Origin of the sequence: Rathayibacter sp. PhB127 (assembly GCF_003751665.1) — a bacterium.
Taxonomy (GTDB): Bacteria; Actinomycetota; Actinomycetes; order Actinomycetales; family Microbacteriaceae; genus Rathayibacter; species Rathayibacter festucae.
Genome location: NZ_RKHW01000003.1, coordinates 88,075 through 109,019, shown reverse-complemented (window position 1 = coordinate 109,019; position 20,945 = coordinate 88,075). Strand labels below are relative to the sequence as shown.

The following is a 20,945-nucleotide window of genomic DNA, read 5'->3' as shown; positions in this document are numbered from 1 at the left end:
CGACGGCATGACCGAGAACACAGGTACGACCGAGACCCCGGGGGAGCTGCGCGTCGGCGTCGTCGGCCTCGGCTTCGCCGGCACCACCCACCTCGACGCCTTCCAGGCCCTCCCCGGTGCGCGGGTCGTCGCGCTCGCCGGCCAGGAGGAGGAGCGCCTGCGCGAGCTCGGCGCCACCCGCGGCGTCCCCGACCTCTACGCCGACTGGGAGGAGCTCGTCGCCCGCGACGACCTCGACGTCGTCTCGATCGGCGTGCCCAACCACCTGCACCACCCGATCGCCGTCGCCGCGCTCGCCTCCGGCAAGCACGTCTTCTGCGAGAAGCCGCTGGCCACCACCGCCGAGCTCGCCGCCGAGATGGTCGACGCGGCCCGCGCGAACGACCGCGTCCTCGAGATCGCCTACAACCACCGCCGCCGCGCCGACGTCGCCTACCTGCGCACCTACCTCGACGACGCGCCGCTCGGCGAGATCTACCACGCCCGCGCGAGCTGGCAGCGGCGCACCGGCATCCCGGGCATCGGCTCCTGGTTCACCAGCAAGGAGCTCGCCGGCGGCGGACCGCTGATCGACCTCGGCTCGCACGTGCTCGACATCGCGCTGCACCTGCTCGGCGAGCCGCGGGTGACCAGCGTCTCCGCCGTCGCGTACGGCGAGATCGGCCGCTCCGGCCGCGGCGGGCGCCCGCACGGCGTCGCCGCCACCGGCACGCACGCCTTCGAGGTCGAGGACTTCTCCAGCGCGCTTCTCCGCCTCGACAACGGCCGCAGCCTGCAGCTCGACGCCTCCTGGGCCAGCTACTCGAAGGTGCACGAGGACATCGAGGTCGAGCTGCTCGGCTCGGCCGGCGGCGCCCGCCTGCACGTCGCCGACTACGCGACGGAGGGGACGCTCACGTTCTACTCCGAAGTCGCCGGCGCCCCCACGGTCTCGCGCCCCGACGTGCCGGTGCCCGCCGGTCACCACCGCTCGGTGATCGCGGAGTTCCTGGCCGCCATCGCCTCGGGCGCCGACGCACCCGCGGGCGGCCCGCGCTACGCCGGCCACTACGGCGACTACGCCCTGCACCGCAGCCGGGTGGTCGACGCGATCTACCGCTCCGCCGCCGAGAAGAAGGAGGTGGCGGTCGCATGAGCGCTCCCCTCGAGGTCCTGGTCTGGAACGAGTTCCGCCACGAGACGCGCGGCGACGAGACCGTCATGCGGCACTACCCCGACGGCATCCACCGGGTGATCGCCGACGGCCTGACGGAGTCGCTCGGCGACGCCGTCTCGGTGCGCACCGCGACGCTCCCCGAGCCCGAGCACGGGCTGACCGAGGAGGCGCTGGCGAAGACCGACGTGCTGCTCTGGTGGGCGCACATCGCGCACCCGGAGGTGTCGGACGAGGTCGTGCAGCGGGTGCTGCGGCACGTGCAGGAGGGGATGGGCATCCTGATCCTGCACTCCGGGCACTACTCGAAGATCTTCCAGGCGCTGATGGGCACCACCTGCTCGCTGAAGTGGCGGAACGACCACGACCGCGAGCTGGTCTGGACCATCGCGCCGACGCATCCGATCGCGGAGGGCGTGCCGAGCCCGATCGTCATCCCCGAGCAGGAGATGTACGGCGAGTACTTCGACATCCCGGTGCCCGAGGAGACGGTCTTCCTCTCGACCTTCTCGGGCGGCGAGGTCTTCCGCTCCGGAGTGACGTACACCCGGGGCCTCGGCAAGGTGTTCTACTTCTCGCCCGGCGACCAGGACTACCCCGTCTACCACCACCCCGACATCAAGCGGGTGCTCGCCAACGCCGTGCAGTGGGCGCGCCCCAAGCGCGAGCGCACCCCGCTGACGGCCGACCACCACCCCCGAGGCTGGTTCGAGTCCTGACCCCTCCCGCGAGATGCCACTTGTGCACGCCTTTCACGGCGTGTCGCGTGCACAAGTGGCATCTCGCGGAGGAGCGGCTACTCGGTCGGCGAGGTAGTCCGGCGGGCGTGCCAGGCGCGCAGGGCCGCGACGCCGAGGGCGGCGACGACCAGGGCCGTCGCGGGCGTGCGGAGTGAGACGGCCGGGAGCATCAGCGCGCTGGTGAAGACGGCCTGCGCGTAGTCGAGCATCTCGAGCGGTTGGCGGGCCAGCACCCGCGAGCCGGCGGCGGCGGAGACGGCGGTGACCAGCACCGGCCCGACCCAGAGCACGGCGAGGCTCACGATCCACGCGATCACCCGGCCGGCGGAGAGCACCCCGCACCAGGCGAGGGCGAGACCGGCCAGGATCCCCGGCAGCCACTGCACCGCGTTCAGCAGCGCGACTCCGGCGGCCGAGCCGTCGCGGCTGAGCGGCGCCACCACTCCGGTCAGCCACCCGCCGGCGGCCACCGCGGCGAACGCGATCGCGACGGCCGCCCCCGCCCGCGGCGCCCGGGCGATCACGAGCAGGAGCAGTGCGCCGACCGCGATCGCACCGACGGTGCCGCCGACGATCGCCGCGAGGTAGAGGTCGGAGTCGCGGTCCTCCCGCAGCCCGGCGGACACGGTCAGCGCCGACTGCACCAGCGCGACGACCTGCACGCCGACCGCTCCGAGCGCCGCGCCGAGCGGGCCGATGCCGCGGCGCCGGCCGATGCGGGCCGCGAGTCCCGCGAGGGCCGACCCGACCACGATCACCGAGACGATCAGCGTCAGGAAGTACTGGCTGAACGGCAGCAGCGCGAGCGGCATCTCCTCCGGGAGCACGTCGGTCGCCCACAGGTTCTGCAGCGGCAGCCGCAGCCCGGTGAGCAGCCACGGCAGCAGTCCGAGCACGCCGGCCGCGACGCCGGCCCCGAGACTCGGGAGCAGGCGCGGGCGAGGGTGGACGGGCGCTGCGGAGGAGGTCACCCGACCATCCTCGCGCGAGTGCTGTCCCGCGGGGGCCCGCTCGTGCGACTGTGAGGAGTCCCCGCTCCTCCCCGCATCCGCGCCCCACACGAGAGGAGGGCCGCCGTGGCCCTCGACCAGACCGTCCGCTCCTCCGCGGCCGAGCTCGACCGCCTCGACCCGCTCGCCGGCTACCGCTCCCGCTTCGTCGGCGCGGACGACCCGGCGCTGCCCGCGTACGTCGACGGCAACTCGCTCGGCCGCCCGCTGAAGGTCCTGACCGAGCGCTACGCCGCGTTCGTCGAGCAGGAGTGGGGGACCCGCCTCATCCGCGGCTGGGACGACAGCTGGTTCCAGCTCCCGCTGACGCTCGGCGACCGCCTCGGCGCATCGGTGCTCGGCGCCGCTCCCGGCCAGGTCGTCGTCGGCGACTCGACCACGGTCTCGCTCTACAAGCTGATCCGCACCGCGCTGACCGCGAGGCCCGGCCGCTCCGAGATCGTCATCGACCGCGGCAACTTCCCGACCGACCGCTTCGTGGTCGAGGGGATCGCCGCCGAGACCGGCGCGACGATCCGCTGGATCGAGACCGAGTCCGGCAGCGGGGTCACGCCCGACGACGTCCGCGCGGTCGTCGGCGCCGACACGGCCGTCGTCGTGCTGAGCCAGGTCGCCTACCGCTCCGGCTACGCCGCCGACGTCCCGGCGATCACCGACATCGTGCACGAGCACGGCGCGCTGGTGCTCTGGGACGTCTGCCACTCCGTCGGCGTGCTGCCGATCGAGCTCGACGCCTGGGGCGTGGACCTCGCGACGGGCTGCACCTACAAGTACCTCAACGGCGGCCCGGGCGCCCCCGCGTTCCTCTACGTCCGCCGCGAGCTGATCGCCGGCGCTCGGCAGCCGATCCAGGGCTGGATGGGCGTCAAGGACTCGTTCCGGATGGGCGAGGACTACGACCCCGCCGACGGCATCCGCCGCTTCCTCAGCGGGACGCCGCCGATCGTCGGGATGCTCGCGATGCAGGCGATGCTCGATCTGATCGAGGAGGCGGGCCTGCCCGCGATCCACGCCAAGTCGATCGCGCTGACCGCCTTCGCCGTCGAGTTGTTCGACGAGCACCTCGCCCCGCTCGGCGTCGAGCTGTCGACCACCCGCGAGCCCGCGCGCCGTGGCGGCCACATCACCGTCGACCACCCGGACTTCGCCGCGATGGTCCCTGTGCTCTGGGAGCGCGGGATCATCCCGGACTTCCGGACGCCCAGCGGTATCCGCCTCGGGCTCTCGCCGCTCTCCACCTCCTTCGCGGAGGTCGAGACCGTGGTGCTGGCGGTGCGCGACCTGCTCCTCGAGGGGGCGCGCGAGTCCCGAGAGGTCCACGGCGGCGCGTGAGCGGGGTCTTCGACCTCGCGGCGCGCGAGGCCGATCAGGTGCTCCGATACGGCGAGGCGCCGGAGCAGATCGCGGAGCTCTACCGCGGCTCGGGGCGGGGCCTCGTGCTGTTCGTGCACGGAGGATTCTGGCGGGCGCGCTGGGACCGGAGCCACGCGCGTCCCCTGGCCGCCGCGCTCGCCGATGCCGGCTGGTCGGTGCTGCTGCTCGAGTACCGGCGCGTCGGCGACGCGGGCGGCGGATGGCCGGGAACCTTCGACGACGTCCTCGCGGCCGTCGAGGCGCTCCCTCCTCTGGTCCCCGTCGCGGAGCGGTCGCGAACGGTGCTGGTCGGCCACTCGGCCGGCGGGCATCTGGCGCTGTGGTCGCAGGCCGCGCGTCCGTCGCCGCACGTCGACGCCGTCGTCTCGCTGGCAGGAGTGACCGACCTGCGTGCCGCCGCGGACGAGCGACTGGGCGACGGCGCCGTGGCGGAGCTGCTCGGCCCGGACGGCCCGCTCGACGACCTCGACCCGGCGCGGCTCCCCGCCCCGCCGATGCCGACCGTGCTCCTGCACGGCGACCTCGACGACGAGGTCCCGATCGCGTACAGCCGCCGCTACTGCGCCGAGCACCCCTCCGCGCGCTTCGTCGAGCTCCCGGACGCCGACCACTACGCCCCGATCGACCCGCGCACCCCGGCGTTCGCGACCCTCCTGGCCGTCCTCTCGACCGTGCCCGTGCACAAGTAAGGCTGGATCCCCCGAATCGATCTGTTCTCCCGCCGATCGGGCTTCCCGGCCTTCGTTGTGCACCCGTTCGCGGGTCGAGGCTCGGCCGTCGAGTCGACCTCATGCTGGTCGAGTAGCCCCGCAGGGGCGTATCGAGACCCGCCCAGCTTCAGCAGGGCGGCCTGCAGACTCGTCCTGCTGGGCGGGTGGATCTCGATACGCCCGCCTTGCGGGCTACTCGATCAGCATGAAGACCGCGAAGGTGGATGGCGCGGCCGCTGCGCGTCGTCATGCTGGTCGAGTAGCCCCGCAGGGGCGTATCGAGACCCGCCCACCCTCGGCGCGGCGGGGTCTGCGGACTCGTCCTGCTGGCGGTGGTGGATCTCGATACGCCGCGCTCCGCGGGCTGCTCGATCAGCAGGGGCGGCTCCGCGCGGAGGCGGTGAGCGATCCGCGAGGCGGCGGGTTCCGCCGCTACAGCGCGGGCGGGTAGAGGAAGAGGGGGACCTGCGCCGTGGGGAAGGTGCGGGTGACGTAGCTGTGGCGGCCGCCGTAGTTGTACTCCTCGAGGAGGACGGTGCCGTCGTCGTTGACCTGCTGCACGTAGGAGACGTGGTTGTAGGTCCACCAGGCGACGCAGCCGACGATCGGGACGGAGCTCGTGGCCCAGCCCTTGGCGGCCCAGTTGTCCGGCCACTCCCAGGCGCTGCCGCCCATCGGCGTGATGGTGCCCCAGGTGTACTTCCACGGCGCGGCGGTGGCGCCGGCGTCGCGGTTGAGGCGCCAGGCCACGAAGTCGACGCACTCGCGGTAGTAGTAGCCGAGAGGGGAGAGCCCGCCGCCGTTGTCGTCGATGGTCTCGTAGGGCCACGGGTAGTCGTCGCCGACGGCGCGGGTCTGCACGGTGCTGAAGCCGCCGCCGTTCGCGTTCTGCAGCACGGCCGCCTGGCGGCTGGCCTCGTCGAGCTGCGCCTGCGTCGGCGCGGCGAACGCGTCGCGGACGGCGGTCTGCCCGGCCGCCTCCGACGAGACGGTGAGGTTCTGCAGGCCGGCGCGGTTCGCGGCGGTGCCGGCCGCGGTGGCCGCGGTGCTGCGGGCGCCGTACGCGGGGAGCGCGGCGGTGGCGAAGAGGCCGCCGACGATCGAGAACGTGGCGAAGCCGAGGGTGCGCCGGCTGAGCCCGCCGGAGCGAGCGGGCTGCGGGGCGGCGGGAGTCCGCGGGGCGACCGGAGTGCGCGGGGCGGCTGTGGCGCGAGGAGTCGCGACGGGCGCGGAGGCGACGGGCGCGGAGGCGACGGGCCCCGCAGCGACGGCCGCGGCAGCGACCGGCACAGCGGCACCGGCCGCCCGTGCTGCGGCGGCGGCCTCAGCGGCGCGGGCCTCGCGGCGGGTGCGGTGCACCGGCGCGGAGGGAGAGGTGTCGTGACACTCCTGCGGATCCAGAATGTCAGTGGTCGACACGCGTGCGCTCTCCTCGGGTGGGCGGACTGGGGTGGTGCAGGGGGGCCTGCGGGGTGGTGCGGGGCGCCGGCAGGGCCCGGCGACTCGTCACTCTAGCCCGCCACCGCGCGGTAACGGAATGATCACGACGGAACTCGTCGCGCAGCGTCTCCTCCCGCTCCGGCCCCGGTGGGAGGATGGAACGACCAGGGAAGGAGCCGTCCATGACCGAATCCACTCCCTCCGGACCCGTGCTCGTCGGCGTCGTCGACGGGCAGCGTCCCGAGGTCGTCCGCACCGCCGCGCAGCTCGCCTCCGGGCTCGGCGCGCCGCTGCTGCTGCTCACCGTGGTCGCCGATCCGTACCTCGTCGGCGAGTACGTCGACCCGATGACCGGCGGCATCCCGGTCGGCCTCGTGCCCCGCTCCGGCGGCACCGGCGCCGGCCCCACCGAGCCGCCCGGACTCCGCGAGGAGATCGGCGCGGCCCTCGCCGGGACGGACGTCGACTGGACGCTGCGCACCGTCCAGGGCGAGCCGGCGCTGGTCCTCACCGACGTCGCCGAGGAGGTCGACGCCCGGATGATCGTGGTCGGCACCCGCGACGCCGGAGTGCTCGCGAGCATCGCCGAGTTCCTCAGCGGCAGCGTCGCGGTGCACCTCGCGCACCGCCAGCGCCGCCCCGTCCTCGTCGTGCCCCGCGCCGACGAGGGCACCCGCCGCCGCGTCCCGTGGGACACGGGGGAGTGACGCCGCCGCAGGCTCCGTCGCAGGATCCCGGGCCGCCCGCTGAGGGACCGCGCTCGCCCTGCCGCCGCTCGGCACCGTCCCGGTGGCGACGATCACGGTCGACCTCGTCGGCGGCCTCCTGCTCGGGCTGCTGCTCGCCTGCCTAGGCCGCCGCGGATGCTGCTCGAGCGGCGCTGGGCCGCCGGTCTCGCCCCCGGCCTCGGGATGTGGGCGGCGGCGCTCGCCGCGGCGGCCGGCGGACCGGCTCTGACGGCGGCTCTGCTCGCGCGCTGAGACCGAATGTCTCGTCGACCGGCCCGAGAGGTGCTCCGACGATGGAGCCGAGCCCCCCTTTTGCGGGGTTCAACCGCCCCTGAGCACGATCTTCGCCGATCGCGTGTCCGGCACCGGGTCAAGATATGCGGTGTGACATTCGGGGGAGGTCTGAGGGAGCTGCGGCTCGCCGTCGTCGACGATCAGCCGCTCTACCGCCAGATGCTCGCCTCGCTGCTGCGCGCGGTGCCGGGCGTCCGGAGCGTCGTCGAGGCCTCCTCCGCCGCGGAGGCGCGCGAGCGGTTGCGACCCGCCGAGCTCGACGTCGCGATCATCGACATCGAGCTGGGCGACGGCGACGGCATCGAGCTCGGCCGCGAGCTGCGCGCCGGCGACCCCGAGCTCGCCGTCGTGCTGCTCTCGGCGGTCGACTCGATGCACCGCTTCCTCCGCCTCGGCCGCGACGAGGTGCGCGGCTGGAGCTACCTCTCGAAGAGCTCGTCGCTCTCGTCGCCCGCGCTGATGACCGCGATCCGGGCGACCCTCGACGGCCGGACCGTGCTCGACCCCGCCCTGGTCGCCGCGCGCACCGCCCGCCGGAGATCGCCCGTCGACGCGCTCAGCCGCCGGCAGTACGAGGTGCTCGGCGCCCTCGCCTCGGGCCTCACCAACGCCGCGATCGCGGAGCGGCTCGGCATCGCGGTGCGCTCGGTCGACAACCACGTGAACGCCCTCTACGGAGCGCTGAGCCTGCGCTCCGACGGCTCGCGCAACCCCCGCGTGGAGGCGACCCTGCTGTTCCTGGAGCACACCCGGTGACCCTCCCCGACGACTCCCGGCCGCGCCGCGCGGACGACGCCGAGGACAACCGGATCCTGCGCGGGACCGTCGCGATCCTCGGCGGCGTGCTGGCCGTCCTCGCGGCGCTGCAGGCGGTCTTCGCGCTGGGCATGCTGTCGCAGACCGTGCGGGGGGTCGAGAGCGGGCCGGTCGTCGACGTCGTCGTGCGCGTGGTCGTCAACACCGCGTCGATCGGCCTCGCGGTCGCACTCGTCGCTCTGCTGCGTCCCGAGCGCCGCGCGCGCACCGGGCGGCTGCTGGTCTCGACGGGGATCGCTGCGGCCGTCGCCGTCGTCCGGGTCGGGCTGCAGCTCATCGTCGGGGTCTACCTGCCGACCGCGCTCGATGCCCTCGTGGTCGAGCTCGTGGTGGGCGCGGTGGTCGTCGGCCTGATCGTCTCGTTCGGGTTCCTGCTCGTCGATGCGACCCGACGGGTGCGCGAGAAGGAGCGGGAGCGCGCCCGCGTGCTCCTGCAGGCCGTCGACGCGGTGCAGGCGCTCCAGCAGGAGGAGCTGCGCGTGCGCCGCGAGGTCGCGCAGGGCCTGCACGGCCGGCTGCAGAACACGCTCGTGGTGCTGGCCGCGGAGCTGCGCGGGCTGGCCGCGACTCCTCCCTCCGCCGCGACCGCCGAGCGCCTGAGCGGGATCGCGAGCCGGCTCGACGAGCTGCGGGAGCAGGAGGTCCGGGCGGTCAGCGGGGCGCTCTACCCGGTCGACATCGAGCACGGGCTGGTCGCCGCCGCCCGCGATCTGCTCTCGCGCCTGCCGCCGGAGATCGCCGTCGACCTGGACGTCCACGACGACTACCCGGGTCTCGAGGAGCGCGGTGTCCCGATCGAGCAGCGGGTGCTGCTGGTGCGGCTGATCGAGGAGGCGCTGACCAACGCGCTCAAGCACGGCGGCGCGCGGGCCGTGCGGCTGCAGCTCGACGTGGCGCGCGGGGAGCGGGAGCACGCCGTGGTGATCGGTCTCGACGACGACGGCGGCGGGCTCGCGGCCCCGCCGGTGCTCTCCGGGCTCGAGCGCCTCTCGCGCCAGTTCGCGGTCTACGGAGGCTCGATCGAGCTGGCCCCGTCGGCCGCCCTCGGCGGTGCGCGGCTCGCCGGCCGGCTGCCGCTGCGGCTGTCCTGAGACGACGAGCTGTCCTGACCTGACGAGCCGTCCTGGCACGACGAGCCGTCCTGACACGACGAGGGGGAGGCGATTCCGTCCGCCTCCCCCTCGCTCCGCGCCGTCTCTGCGGCGCTCAGCCCGCCGTCAGCTCTGCGGCGGCGTGTAGTACTGGAGGTCGTTGCCCTCGGAGTCCTTGAAGGGGAGGATGCGACCCCACTCGTGGTCGCTGATCTCGCCCTCGATCGACGCTCCGCGGGCCTTCAGCCGCTCCAGCTCGTCCTCGATGCTGCCGTCGGGCTGGAACGAGATGACCGCTCCGCCGCTCTCCGCGACCGAGGCCGACTCGCGGGCGTTCAGCCCGATCATCAGTCCGCCCGCGTCGAGCTCCGACCAGTCGCTCGAGGTGCTCTTCACGTCGAGGCCGAGGGTGTCGCGGTAGAACGCGACCGCCCGCTCCATGTCCTCGACCGGCACCCACACCGTCGCCACTCCTGCTGCCGCCATGATCCGGTCTCCTTCGATCGATGTTCCCGTCCGCTCACGGTAGGGCGGGGCCCGAGGCGCGGAGGGGCGTCCTCACCGTTCGTCCAGCCGGCGGCCCGGTGACTGGCGGCCGGCGACGCGGGGATGCACAGCAACGCGGGCGGCCAAGGGGTTGCTTCCGCCGGATCGGGCGCGACTCGTCGCCGATCGCGACGTCGCGCTCGTACTGCCGTTCCGGCTCCATGCTGGTCGAGTAGCCCCGCAGGGGCGTATCGAGACCCACCTCCCTGCGAACGTCGGCCTCCTCCCCGCCCTGCGCCCGAACCTGACGCGCTCCCTCCGCTCGATACGCTGAGGGAGACCGCGGTCGATCGCGTCGGTGCCCGCCGCGCCGCTCGCCTCTCGCCGCTCGAAGGGACTCCCGTGACGACGCCCGCTCCGACTCCGCCCCGATCGACCGAGCCCGGCGCGGACCGCACCGATCGCCTGCGCGTCGTGGCCGCCACGCCGATCAGCGAGGAGCTGATCGCGCGGGTGATGGAGTTGGAGCCGCGGATCGACTTCGTCGCGGATCAGTCGCTGCTGCCGCCGATGCGCCACCCGGGGGACCACCCCGGCGACCCTGCGTTCCAGCGGACCGCCGAGCAGCAGGCGGCGTTCGAGGAACTGGTCGACTCGGCCGAGGTGCTCTACGGGATCCCCGACGAGACGCCGTCGGAGCTGGCCCGCACGGTCGCCGCGAACCCGGGGCTGCGCTGGGTGCAGACGATGCCCGCGGGCGGCGGCGCGCAGGTGAAGAAGGCCGGCCTGAGCGAGGAGCAGCTGGCGCGGGTCGCGTTCTCCACCTCCGCGGGCGTGCACTCCGATCCGCTGGCCGAGTTCTCCCTGTTCGGGCTGCTGGCCGGCGCGAAGTCGCTGCCGAAGCTGCAGGCACTGCAGGGCCGGCGCGAGTGGGGCTCGCGCTGGACGATGGGGCTGCTCTCGGAGCAGACGATCCTGATCGTCGGGCTGGGCACCATCGGCCGGGCCACCGCGCAGAAGCTGTCGGCGCTGGGCGCCCGGGTGATCGGCACCAGCCGGCACGCCGACTCCGTGGAGCACGTCGACGAGATCGTCCAGCCGTCGGCGATCGCCGACGTCGCGGGGCGGATCGACGGCGTCGTCGTCACCCTCCCCGGCACCGAGCAGACCGAGAAGCTCGTCGGCGCGGACTTCTTCGCCGCGCTGCGCCCCGGAGCGACGCTGGTCAGCGTCGGCCGCGGCACCGTGATCGACGAGGACGCGCTGCTCGCCGCACTCGAGGACGGCCGGGTCGGCTTCGCCGCGCTCGACGTCGTCGCGGAGGAGCCGCTCGCGCAGGACAGCCCGCTCTGGAGCCACCCGAGCGTGCTGCTCAGCCCGCACACCGCCGCGCTGAACGCGGCCGAGGACCGCCTGATCGCCGAGCTCTTCGCCCGCAACGCCACCCGCTACCTCGACGGCGAGGAGCTGATCAACCGGGTCGACACCGTCGAGTTCTACTGACGCGGAGGGCCCGGGGGCGTCGCGGGACCCCTCCGAGACCCCTCCACAGCCGCCGATCCGGCGCGAAAGCCCGCTCAGAGGCCGGATCTGCGCTCGCGCGCGCCTCCGACGGCCTACCGTTGCACTATGGCGTCCACCGATACACCCGAACCCGCCCCCCAGGCCGACGGCGCGACCGCGCCTGCCGCCGACAGCACCGCCCCGGCCGCGCCGGCAGACGAGACCGCCCCCTCGCTGGTCTTCTCGGACCTGGGTCTCAGCGACCCCGTCCTCAAGGCCCTCAAGGAGGTCGGCTACGAGACGCCCTCGGCGATCCAGGCCGCGACGATCCCCTCCCTCCTGTCCGGCCGCGACGTCCTCGGCGTCGCGCAGACCGGCACCGGCAAGACCGCGGCGTTCGCGCTGCCGATCCTCTCCCGCCTCGACGTCTCGCAGAAGACCCCGCAGGCGCTCGTCCTCGCGCCGACCCGCGAGCTCGCGCTCCAGGTCTGCGAGGCGTTCGAGCGCTACGCGTCCGGCCTGCGCGGCGTGCACGTGCTCCCCGTCTACGGCGGCCAGGGCTACGGCACCCAGCTGTCCGCGCTGCGCCGCGGCGTCCACGTCGTCGTCGGCACCCCCGGCCGCATCATGGACCACCTCGAGAAGGGCACCCTCGACCTCACGCACCTGAAGTACCTGGTGCTCGACGAGGCCGACGAGATGCTCAAGATGGGCTTCGCCGAGGACGTCGAGACGATCCTCGCCGACACCCCGGTGGAGAAGCAGATCGCGCTGTTCTCGGCGACCATGCCGTCGCAGATCCGCCGCATCTCGCAGAAGTACCTGAAGGACCCGGAGGAGATCACGGTCAAGGCCAAGACCACGACCTCCGCGAACACCACCCAGCGCTACCTGATGGTGTCCTACCCGCAGAAGGTCGATGCGCTGACCCGCATCCTCGAGGTCGAGAACTTCGAGGGCATGATCGTCTTCGTCCGCACCAAGAGCGAGACCGAGACGCTCGCCGAGAAGCTGCGCGCCCGCGGCTACACGGCCGCCGCGATCAGCGGCGACGTCGCGCAGGCCCAGCGCGAGCGCACCGTCGAGCAGCTGAAGTCGGGCAAGCTCGACATCCTCGTCGCGACCGACGTCGCGGCCCGCGGTCTCGACGTCGACCGGATCAGCCACGTCGTCAACTACGACATCCCGATCGACACCGAGTCCTACGTGCACCGCATCGGCCGCACCGGCCGGGCCGGCCGCAGCGGCGCCGCGATCAGCTTCGTGACCCCGCGCGAGCGCCGCCTCCTCTCCGCCATCGAGAAGGCGACCCGCCAGCCGCTGACCGAGATGCGCCTGCCGAGCGTCGAGGACGTCAACGTCACCCGCCTCTCCCGCTTCGACGACGCCATCACCACGGCGCTCGCCGACCGCGAGCGGCTCGACCGGTTCCGCGACATCATCGGCCACTACGTCGAGCACCACGACGTCGTCGAGTCGGACGTCGCCGCCGCGCTGGCGATCGTCGCCCAGGGCGACGAGCCGCTGCTGCTCTCGCCGGACGACCCCCGCTTCCGCCGCGAGGACAGCCGGGGCGACCGCCCCGAGCGCTCCGACCGGTCCTCGTACGACAACGACCGCGAGCGTCCCGAGCGCCGCCAGCGCTCGTCGAACAGCAACCTCGCGTCCTACCGGATCGAGGTGGGCCGCCGTCAGCGCGTCGAGCCCCGCCAGATCGTCGGCGCTCTCGCGAACGAGGGCGGGCTCAACCGCGGCGACTTCGGGCACATCGACATCCGCCCGGACTTCTCGATCGTGGAGCTGCCGGCCGACCTGCCCCAGGACGTGCTGGACCGCCTCGCCGGCACCCGCATCAGCGGCCAGCTGATCGAGCTCAAGCCCGACCGCCGCCCCAGCCGCGCCGGCGCCGACCGCGGCGCCCGCCCCTCGGGCCCGTCCCGCTCCTCGGAGCGTCCGGAGCGCAAGCCCCGCTACTGAGCCCTGCCCCCTCCCCTCCGCGAGATGCCACTTGTGCACGCCTTTCACGGCGTGTCGCGTACACAAGTGGCATCTCGCGGAGGTGGTTAAGGCGTCAGAGGATGTCGGCGTCGGCCAGTGCCTCGGGGCGGAGCAGCTTCCGTGCGCCGAGGATCTCGACGCCGATGAGGTGCCCGGCGGCGTCGAAGTCGAGGATGATCTCGCCGAACCCGTGCGGGTCGGCGATGTCGCACACCTGCTCGACGGACTCCCCGGCCTCGGGCTCACGCCCGACGGGTAGGTAGGCGGCGTTCGCTTGCGGGTCGTATCGGATCCTCATGACACCCACCGTGCTGACTCCTTCCGCGAGATGCCACTTGGGTACGCGTTTCGCGGCGTGTCGTGTACGCAAGTGGCATCTCGCGGAGAGGGAGGGGACGCGCGGGTCAGCGGCGGAGGACTCGGCGGGCGAGGACGTTGCCGAGCAGCTGGACGAGCTGGACGATCACGATGATGACGAGCACGGCCGCCCAGGTGACGACGGGCTCGAACTGGCGGTAGCCGTACTGGATCGCGAAGGTGCCGAGGCCGCCGGCGCCGATGTAGCCGGCGACGGCCGACATGTCGATGATCGCGACGAAGACGAAGGTGTAGCCGAGGATCAGCGGTCCGAGCGCCTCGGGCAGCAGGACCGTGCGGACGATCCGGAAGCGGCTCGCGCCGACCGAGCGGGCGGCCTCGATCACGCCGGGCTGCACGGTCAGCAGGTTCTGCTCGACGATCCGGCCGATGCCGAAGGCCGCGGCGAGCGAGAGGGTGAAGACGATCGCGTCGGTGCCGATGCCGGAGCCGACCACCAGGCGCGCGAGCGGTTGGGCTGCGGCGATGAAGATGATGAACGGGATCGGCCGGAAGACATTGACGATCACGTTCAGGAGGCCGAAGACGAAGCGGTTGGCGTAGAGCGCGCCGCCGCGGGTGACGGCGAGGCCGAGCCCGATCAGGAGCCCACCGAGCCCGCCGAAGAGCAGGCTGAAGGCCACGATGTAGAGGGTCTCGCCGGTCGCCTCGGCGAGCTGGGGCAGCAGGGGGATGAGCTCGTTCATCGGGGCACCTCCGTGAGGGCGACGCGGGCGCCGAGGCGGGCCAGCAGGGGGTCGATCACGGCGTCGGACGCGTCGAGGGCGACGGTGAGGTGGCCGAAGGCGCGGCCGCGGACGTCGGTGATGCCGCCGTAGACGAGCTCGAGCGGCACGCCGGCCTGCGCGATCTCGGCGAAGACCTCGCCCTGCGAGGCGGAGCCGTCGGAGAAGGACAGCGTGACGAGACGGCCGGAGTGGCGCGCGCGCAGCACCGCCGCCTCCTCCCGCGAGGGCACCGTGCGCACGACCGTGGAGACGAAGCGGCGGGTGACCGCCTCCCGCGGGGCCGAGAAGACGTCGAAGACGGGGCCGCGCTCGACGATGCGCCCCGCCTCCATCACGGCGACCTTCGTGGCCAGCTGCTGGACGACGTCCATCTCGTGCGTGATGACGACGATGGTGACGCCGAGCTCCTCGTTGATCCGGCGCAGGAGCGCGAGCACCTCGCCGGTGGTGTCCGGGTCGAGGGCGCTGGTGGCCTCGTCGGCGAGGAGGATGCGGGGCGAGGCGGCGAGGGCGCGGGCGATGCCGACCCGCTGCTTCTGGCCGCCGGAGAGCTGCTCCGGGTGGCTGCGGGCCTTGTCCGAGAGGCCGACGAAGCGGAGCATCTCGTCGACGCGGGCGCGCAGCTCGGCGCGTGGCGTGCCGGCGACCTGCAGCGGATAGGCGACGTTCTGCTCGACGGTCTTGGAGCCGAAGAGGTTGAACTGCTGGAAGATCATGCCGATCCCGAGGCGCAGCCGGCGCAGCTCCCGCTCGGGCAGGCCGACGATCTCGCGGCCGTCGATCTCGATGCTGCCACCGGTCGCGGGCTCGAGGGCGTTGATCAGGCGGGCGAGCGTGCTCTTGCCGGCTCCGGAGTAGCCGATCACGCCGTAGACGTCGCCGGCCTCGATGTCGAGGCTGACGCCGTCCACGGCGGTCAGGGCGGACGCGCCGCGCGCGAGCGGCGGGTAGACCTTGCTCACGTCGGCGAGGCGGATGAGCGGCACGGCGCTCCCTTCACTGCTGGGGTCGGGCACTGCCGGGGTCGGGCACTGCCGAGGTCGGGCACTGCCGCGACGGGCGTTGCCCCGCCGCGGGGTCGCGGCGGGGGAGGGCGGGTCAGCCCTGGGCGGCGGCGTCGGCCTCGACGGTCGCGAGGGTCGACTGCAGCTCGGCGGCGGGGGTCGTCGCGAAGACGGCCGTGCCGCCCGACTGCTCGGAGACGCCGTCGAGCACGTCCTGCGAGGTCTGGTAGACGTCGACGAGCTTGAGGTAGGTCTCGTTCTCGGCGTCGTCCGCGCGGGCGGCGAACACGTTGACGTAGGGCACCGCGGTCGGGTCGCTCGGGTCGTCCTGCGCGAGGGCGTCGGTGGCCTCGAGGCCCGCGCCCGCGAGGTAGTCGTTGTTGACGACCGCGGCGGCGACGTCCGGGAGCGAGGTCGGCACGAGCGCCGCGTCGAGCGCGGTGACGGTGACCTTCGAGGCGTCGGTGTCGATGTCGTCGAGGCCGGAGAAGGCGGTGCCGCCGTCCGTCAGCTCGATCAGGCCGGCCGACTGGAGGACGAGGAGCGCGCGGGCCTGGTTGGTCACGTCGTTCGGGACGGCGACGCTATCGCCCTCGGGGATGTCCTCGACGCTGTCGTACTGGGTGGAGTAGAGGCCGAGCGGGTAGATCGCGGTCGCGCCGATCGGCACGAGGTCGGCGTCGGCGGAGGTGTTGTACTGCGCCAGGTAGACGAGGTGCTGGAACTGGTTGAGGTCGATCTCGCCCTCGGTCAGCGCGGGGTTGAGCTGGTTGTAGTCGGTGAAGTCGACGATCTCGACGTCGATGCCGGCGTCCTCGGCGGCCTGCTCGTAGGTCGCCCAGTAGGGGTCGCCCGCGCCGACCACGCCGATGCGGACGGTGTCGTCGCTCGCGCCGGCGGCGGACGAGCAGCCGGCGAGGAGGAGGGCGGAGGCGGCGATCGCGGTGGTCGCGAGGAGAGTGCGGCGCAGGGACATGCGGTGGATCCTTCCGTGGAGAGGATCCGGGCGGCGTCCACGGGCGGTGCTGGTCACCGCCGGCGCTGCGGCCGGCCTCCGGTCGCTCGACGCCGCGACTGCGCGGATCCCGGAGACCACCGTACGCAGGGCGCCACCGGGCGCGCGAAACACGCCCGTAACACGGGGACTTCCGCGGGGGAGGGAGAGCGGGGGAGGAGGGTCAGCCCGCGAGGGCCTGGTCGCCCGACTCCGCCGCGAGGGCCTCGTGCTTGGCGAGGCGGGCGGCGATCGCGTCGCGCTCGGCGCGGAGCGAGGCGATGGTCGGCTGGTCCAGGCGCGGGTCGGCCAGGTCCGCGAACGGGCTCGAGGTGCCGGTGCGGGCCGAGACGAGCGCCGAGTAGGCCTTCGTCGCGGAGCGGAGCTCGGACGCGGCGCGCGCGACCTTGCTCGGCTTCGCCGACTTGTCGCCGACGAGGGCGGCGTGCTTGTCGAGGGCTGCTACCAGGGCGCGATGCGCCGCGTCAATCTTCTTGCTCATCCAGGAAGTATGGCGCAGGATCGCCTCACGAGGCGAAGCCCCCGGGGCGCCCCCTTCGACCCCGTCCGCGAGATGCCACTTGTGCGCGGATTCCACGGCGTGTCGTGCTCACAACTGGCATCTCGCGGAGGGCGACGGGGCGCGCGGGCGTCAGGGCGTCGGGGTCAGGGTCCAGGCGCCGTCGGTGCGGATCGCGACGACGCCGGGCAGGGTGGCGTCGACGACGCGGGCGAAGGCGGTGGTGTCGCCGAAGGTCTGCCGGGTGCCGGCGGTGCCGAGGACGCGGCCGGAGAGCGAGTCCTCGCTGCTCGCCGGGCCGTAGGAGACGTCGAGGCTGTCGACGTCGTCGGAGAACGCGAGCACCGCGGATCCGCTGCCCGACTGCTCGCCGGAGACCTCGGGCAGGTCGTTCCAGCTCTGCAGCGTGAGCGTCCAGTGGCCGGCGGTCTGCACGAGGAGCGACTGGTCGACGGGGTCGGTCGCGACGGTCTCGAGGAGCCACGATGACTGCGTCCCCGCCGCGGCCTCGCCCACCGGAGTGCTGCGCCCGGGCGCCGACACGGTGACGGTCCCGGAGCAGGCCGAGCAGTCGAGCGCGACGACCACCGCGAAGTCGCCCTGCCGCTGAAAGGAGACGTCGACGGTCCCCGCGGCGGAGACGCTCGCCGAGGTGCCGTCCGCCACGCCACCGGCACCGACCGCTGCCGGCCCGGACGACGCCTCGACGCAGCCGCCCAGCAGCAGCGCGACGACCGCGACGGCCGCCGCGGAACTCCCTCGTCGGCGCATCGCCCCAGCCTGGCACTGCGTGCTGCCGGTCGGCGTCAGACCGGGCCGGTGCCGCGCTGCACGGGGGTGGACTCGGAGCGGTTCGCGGCGCTGGTCGAGACGGCGGCGAGGACGCGCTGGACCTCGAGGGCGTCGGCGAAGGTCGGGGTGGCGGGGGTGCCGGCGGCGATCGCCTCGACGAGGTCGACGACCTGGTGGCTGAAGAGGTGCTCGTAGCCGATGCCGTGGCCGGCGGGCCACCAGGCCGACATGTACGGGTGCGAGGGCTCGGTGACCTGGATGGTGCGGAAGCCCTGGGCGTCCTCGGGGTCGCGGGCGTCGTAGTACTCGAGCTCGTTCATCCGCTCGAAGTCGAAGGCGAGGCTGCCGGTCTCGCCGTTGATCTCGATCCGGTTGGCGTTCTTGCGGCCGGTGGCGACGCGGGTCGCCTCGAAGACGCCGAGGGCGCCGCCCTCGAAGGCGGCGGTGAAGGCGGCGGCGTCGTCCACCGTGACCGGGCCGCGCTCGGCGCCCTCCTCCGCGCGGCCGCCGAGGCCCGACTGCGTCGCGAGCACGGGGCGCTCGGTGGTGAAGGTGCGCAGGACCGCCGAGACGGAGGCGATCGGGGTGCCGGTCAGCCACTGCGCGCTGTCGATGATGTGCGCGCCGATGTCGCCGAGCGCGCCCGAGCCGGCCTTCGCGGCGTCGAGGCGCCAGGTCAGCGGGGCCTCGGAGTCGCTGAGCCAGTCCTGCAGGTACTGGGCGCGGACGTGCCGGATCGGGCCGAGCCGGCCCTCGTCGATGAAGCGCTTGGCCAGGGCGAGCGCGGGGGTGCGGCGGTAGCTGAAGCCGCACATCGCGACGCGGCCCGAGGCGGTGGCCGCGGCGACCATCCGCTCGGCCTCCTCGACGGAGTTGGCCAGCGGCTTCTCGCAGAGCACGTGCTTGCCGGCCTCGAGGGCGGCGATCGCGATCTCGGCGTGGGTGTCGCCGGGGGTGCAGATGTCGACGAGGTCGATGTCGTCGCGCGCGATCACCGCGCGCCAGTCGGTCGAGGACTCGCTCCAGCCCAGGGTCTCGGCGCGCTCGGCGGTCCGCTGCGGGTCGGTGCCCACCAGCACGGCCAGCTCGGGGCGCAGCGGCAGCGGGAAGAAGCGGGGGGCGGTGCGCCAGGCGTGCGAGTGGGTGCGGCCCATGAAGGCGGTCCCCACCATCGCGACGCGCAGTGCTCGGTCGTTCGACATCGTCGTCCTTTCGTCGGCGGGTCGACCCTCCCATGCCCGCGCTCGGCTCCGCCAGCTCTTTCTGCTGAGCGGGAGGGCGGCGACGGAGCGCTCGGAGGCCGAAGGTCACGATCCGGTTGCGGCCCGGGCGGGATTCATAGGGTGAGAGAGCGCTCCATGACAAGACTCCGTGTCCAGACGCGCCGTGCACTGCGCCGTCAGATGTCGCCTAAACCCGCGGATCCCAGGGCTGGCGCGGGTGACGGAAGCGTTTCGACGCGCTGGACGACCGCCCGGATCTCCTTCGAAACGGCTCAGAACTTTTGGTTGACCCGCGACTTAAGTCGCTGTAGCTTCGTCCGCATGGTCAACGCAGACCCCGGCGACACCGCCGCCCAGCCTCTTTCCCGCACCCAGGACACCGCGTCAGAACTGCTTCTGCAGATGCGCGGCATCGTCAAGATCTTCCCCGGAGCACGAGCCCTCGACGGCGTCGACCTCGACGTCCGCCCGGGCGAGGTGCACTGCCTCCTCGGCCAGAACGGGGCCGGCAAGTCGACGCTCATCAAGACGCTCGCCGGCGCCCACCAGCCCACCGAGGGCGAGATCCTCGTCGACGGGAGGGTCGTCACGATCCCGTCGCCGACGGCCGCCCTCGCGCTCGGCATCGCCACGATGTACCAGGAGCTGGACGTCGTCGACGGCCTCTCCGTCGCCGAGAACATCTACCTCGGCCACGAGCTCTCCCGCGGCGGCTTCACCGCCCGCTCCAAGGCCGCGCGGATCACCCGCGAGCTGATGCAGCGCCTCGGCCACCCCGAGATCGCCCCGCACCGCGAGGTCGGCAGTCTCTCCGCCGCCGGCAAGCAGATCGTGCAGATGGCGCGGGCCCTCTCGCACGACGCGCGGGTCATCATCATGGACGAGCCCTCCGCGGTGCTCGACTCCGAGGAGGTGGAGAACCTCTTCCACGTGGTCCGCCAGCTCACCGCCGACGGCGTCGCCATCGTCTACATCTCGCACCGCCTCGAGGAGATCCGCGCCATCGGCGATCGGATCACCGTCATCAAGGACGGCGCGACGGTCGCGAAGAACCTCGCCGTCGCCGACACCCCGACCTCGAAGCTGATCACGCTGATGACCGGCCGCGCCGTGGAGTACGTCTTCCCGGACCGCACCGAGCTCCCGACCGAGGCCGAGACGCTGCTGAAGGTGGAGAACCTGGGGCTGCGCGGCTCGTTCGCCGACGTCTCGCTCGAGATCCGCGCCGGCGAGGTCGTCGGCCTCGCGGGGCTCGTCGGCTCCGGCCGCTCCGAGATCCTGGAGACCATCTACGGGGCGCGCCGCGCCAGCACCGGCACGGTCAGCGTGGCGGGCAAGCGGCTGCGGGCCGGCTCGGTCACCTCTGCGGTCGACGCCGGCATCGGCCTCTGCCCGGAGGAGCGCAAGAGCCAGGGCCTGCTCCTGGACGAGCCGGTCTACCGCAACATCACCCTCTCGACCTTCGACCGCTTCGCCAAGCGCGGCTTCCTCGACGAGCGCTCCGAGCGCGCGGCGGCGGCCGAGCAGGCGGTGGCGCTCGACCTCCGCCCGCACGGCGTCGACCGCGACGCCCGCACGCTCTCCGGCGGCAACCAGCAGAAGGCGCTCCTCGCCCGCTGGCTGGTGCGCGGCTGCCGCGTGCTGCTCCTCGACGAGCCGACCCGCGGGGTCGACGTCGGAGCGCGGGCCGAGATCTACACCCTGATCCGGGACCTCGCGACCAACGGCGCCGCCGTGCTCGTGGTCTCCAGCGAGATCGGCGAGGTCCTCGGGCTCTCGGACCGAGTGCTCGTGATCTCCGACGGCGCCGTGGTCCACGAGGGCCCCGCAGATTCGATCGACGAGCACCGCGTGCTCGATCTCGTCATGGAAGGAAGTGCAGCGTGAGCGGACAGCTCGACACCGCGTCACCGTCGATCGGCGGTCCGCAGGAGGACGCCGGCCGTCACGCCTCGGCCGCGAC

At 73.3% G+C, this 20,945-nt stretch carries 20 protein-coding genes; 10 read left to right on the top strand and 10 right to left on the bottom strand.

The annotated features are described in order from the left end of the window. The first annotated feature begins 7 nt into the window (after positions 1 to 7). Positions 8 to 1,135 (top strand): Gfo/Idh/MocA family protein, encoded by a 1,128-nt coding sequence (locus tag EDF22_RS15175; protein WP_123705722.1) that lies wholly within the window; start codon positions 8 to 10, stop codon positions 1,133 to 1,135. Continuing rightward, positions 1,132 to 1,872, top strand: coding sequence for a ThuA domain-containing protein (locus EDF22_RS15170; protein ID WP_123705721.1), 741 nt, complete (start codon positions 1,132 to 1,134; stop codon positions 1,870 to 1,872). Before EDF22_RS15175 ends, EDF22_RS15170 begins: the two co-directional genes overlap by 4 nt. Before the next feature lie 77 nt (positions 1,873 to 1,949). Here EDF22_RS15170 and EDF22_RS15165 read toward each other — a convergent pair whose 3' ends face one another. Then, a complete protein-coding gene (locus EDF22_RS15165; RefSeq protein ID WP_123705720.1) occupies positions 1,950 to 2,864 on the bottom strand; it encodes a hypothetical protein in 915 nt (304 codons plus the stop codon). 105 nt (positions 2,865 to 2,969) lie between these two features. Here EDF22_RS15165 and EDF22_RS15160 point away from each other — a divergent pair, with 105 nt between their 5' ends. Together EDF22_RS15160 and EDF22_RS15155 are read left to right on the top strand one after the other, a co-directional pair. Continuing rightward, a complete protein-coding gene (locus EDF22_RS15160; RefSeq protein WP_123705719.1) occupies positions 2,970 to 4,235 on the top strand; it encodes a kynureninase in 1,266 nt (421 codons plus the stop codon). Further along, complete coding sequence (locus tag EDF22_RS15155) at positions 4,232 to 4,966, top strand: S9 family peptidase (RefSeq protein ID WP_123705718.1); 735 nt, start codon at positions 4,232 to 4,234, stop codon at positions 4,964 to 4,966. The genes EDF22_RS15160 and EDF22_RS15155 overlap by 4 nt, the downstream gene beginning before the upstream one ends. A 453-nt stretch (positions 4,967 to 5,419) precedes the next feature. On the opposite strand, the gene EDF22_RS15150 is transcribed toward EDF22_RS15155, so the two are convergent. Then, on the bottom strand, positions 5,420 to 6,406 hold the full coding sequence (locus EDF22_RS15150) for a CHAP domain-containing protein (RefSeq protein WP_148059209.1): 987 nt from the start codon (positions 6,404 to 6,406) through the stop codon (positions 5,420 to 5,422). Positions 6,407 to 6,609: 203 nt separating this feature from the next. Between EDF22_RS15150 and EDF22_RS15145 the strand changes: the two genes are divergently transcribed. From EDF22_RS15145 to EDF22_RS15135, 3 genes are all read left to right on the top strand, one after another. Beyond that, positions 6,610 to 7,134 carry a universal stress protein gene (locus EDF22_RS15145; protein ID WP_159423666.1) on the top strand — a complete coding sequence of 175 codons (525 nt, stop codon included), beginning with the start codon at positions 6,610 to 6,612 and terminating at the stop codon, positions 7,132 to 7,134. Between the two features lie 405 nt (positions 7,135 to 7,539). Then, a complete protein-coding gene (locus tag EDF22_RS15140) occupies positions 7,540 to 8,205 on the top strand; it encodes a response regulator transcription factor (RefSeq protein ID WP_260303491.1) in 666 nt (221 codons plus the stop codon). Further along, positions 8,202 to 9,356, top strand: coding sequence for a sensor histidine kinase (locus tag EDF22_RS15135; protein WP_123705715.1), 1,155 nt, complete (start codon positions 8,202 to 8,204; stop codon positions 9,354 to 9,356). The genes EDF22_RS15140 and EDF22_RS15135 overlap by 4 nt, the downstream gene beginning before the upstream one ends. 126 nt (positions 9,357 to 9,482) lie before the next feature. Here EDF22_RS15135 and EDF22_RS15130 read toward each other — a convergent pair whose 3' ends face one another. Next, positions 9,483 to 9,842: a VOC family protein gene (locus EDF22_RS15130; RefSeq protein ID WP_123705714.1), complete on the bottom strand. Its 360-nt coding sequence runs from the start codon at positions 9,840 to 9,842 to the stop codon at positions 9,483 to 9,485. Positions 9,843 to 10,244: 402 nt separating this feature from the next. Between EDF22_RS15130 and EDF22_RS15125 the strand changes: the two genes are divergently transcribed. Beyond that, a complete protein-coding gene (locus tag EDF22_RS15125; protein ID WP_260303490.1) occupies positions 10,245 to 11,345 on the top strand; it encodes a D-2-hydroxyacid dehydrogenase in 1,101 nt (366 codons plus the stop codon). A 126-nt stretch (positions 11,346 to 11,471) separates the two neighbouring features. After that, the gene (locus EDF22_RS15120; protein ID WP_123705713.1) at positions 11,472 to 13,322 is read left to right on the top strand and encodes a DEAD/DEAH box helicase; all 1,851 of its coding nucleotides are present in this window, start codon (positions 11,472 to 11,474) and stop codon (positions 13,320 to 13,322) included. 94 nt (positions 13,323 to 13,416) lie between these two features. Here EDF22_RS15120 and EDF22_RS15115 read toward each other — a convergent pair whose 3' ends face one another. The 7 genes from EDF22_RS15115 to EDF22_RS15085 all read right to left on the bottom strand — a co-directional run bounded on the left by EDF22_RS15115 (position 13,417) and on the right by EDF22_RS15085 (position 18,961). Then, complete coding sequence (locus EDF22_RS15115) at positions 13,417 to 13,641, bottom strand: DUF2283 domain-containing protein (RefSeq protein WP_123705712.1); 225 nt, start codon at positions 13,639 to 13,641, stop codon at positions 13,417 to 13,419. A 106-nt stretch (positions 13,642 to 13,747) separates the two neighbouring features. Then, complete coding sequence (locus tag EDF22_RS15110; RefSeq protein WP_123705711.1) at positions 13,748 to 14,407, bottom strand: methionine ABC transporter permease; 660 nt, start codon at positions 14,405 to 14,407, stop codon at positions 13,748 to 13,750. Continuing rightward, complete coding sequence (locus EDF22_RS15105; RefSeq protein WP_123705710.1) at positions 14,404 to 15,435, bottom strand: methionine ABC transporter ATP-binding protein; 1,032 nt, start codon at positions 15,433 to 15,435, stop codon at positions 14,404 to 14,406. Before EDF22_RS15105 ends, EDF22_RS15110 begins: the two co-directional genes overlap by 4 nt. 112 nt (positions 15,436 to 15,547) lie before the next feature. After that, positions 15,548 to 16,429, bottom strand: coding sequence for a MetQ/NlpA family ABC transporter substrate-binding protein (locus tag EDF22_RS15100; protein ID WP_123705709.1), 882 nt, complete (start codon positions 16,427 to 16,429; stop codon positions 15,548 to 15,550). Between the two features lie 202 nt (positions 16,430 to 16,631). Continuing rightward, positions 16,632 to 16,949 carry a hypothetical protein gene (locus EDF22_RS15095; RefSeq protein WP_123705708.1) on the bottom strand — a complete coding sequence of 106 codons (318 nt, stop codon included), beginning with the start codon at positions 16,947 to 16,949 and terminating at the stop codon, positions 16,632 to 16,634. A 150-nt stretch (positions 16,950 to 17,099) separates the two neighbouring features. Continuing rightward, entirely contained in the window at positions 17,100 to 17,738 is a 639-nt protein-coding gene (locus tag EDF22_RS15090) for a hypothetical protein (protein ID WP_123705707.1), read from the bottom strand. 35 nt (positions 17,739 to 17,773) lie between these two features. Further along, positions 17,774 to 18,961, bottom strand: a complete 1,188-nt coding sequence (locus EDF22_RS15085) for a Gfo/Idh/MocA family protein (RefSeq protein WP_123705706.1) — start codon at positions 18,959 to 18,961, stop codon at positions 17,774 to 17,776. A 423-nt stretch (positions 18,962 to 19,384) separates the two neighbouring features. On the opposite strand from EDF22_RS15085, the gene EDF22_RS15080 reads away from it, so the two are divergent. Beyond that, complete coding sequence (locus EDF22_RS15080; protein ID WP_123705705.1) at positions 19,385 to 20,869, top strand: sugar ABC transporter ATP-binding protein; 1,485 nt, start codon at positions 19,385 to 19,387, stop codon at positions 20,867 to 20,869. The last annotated feature ends 76 nt before the right edge of the window (positions 20,870 to 20,945 follow it).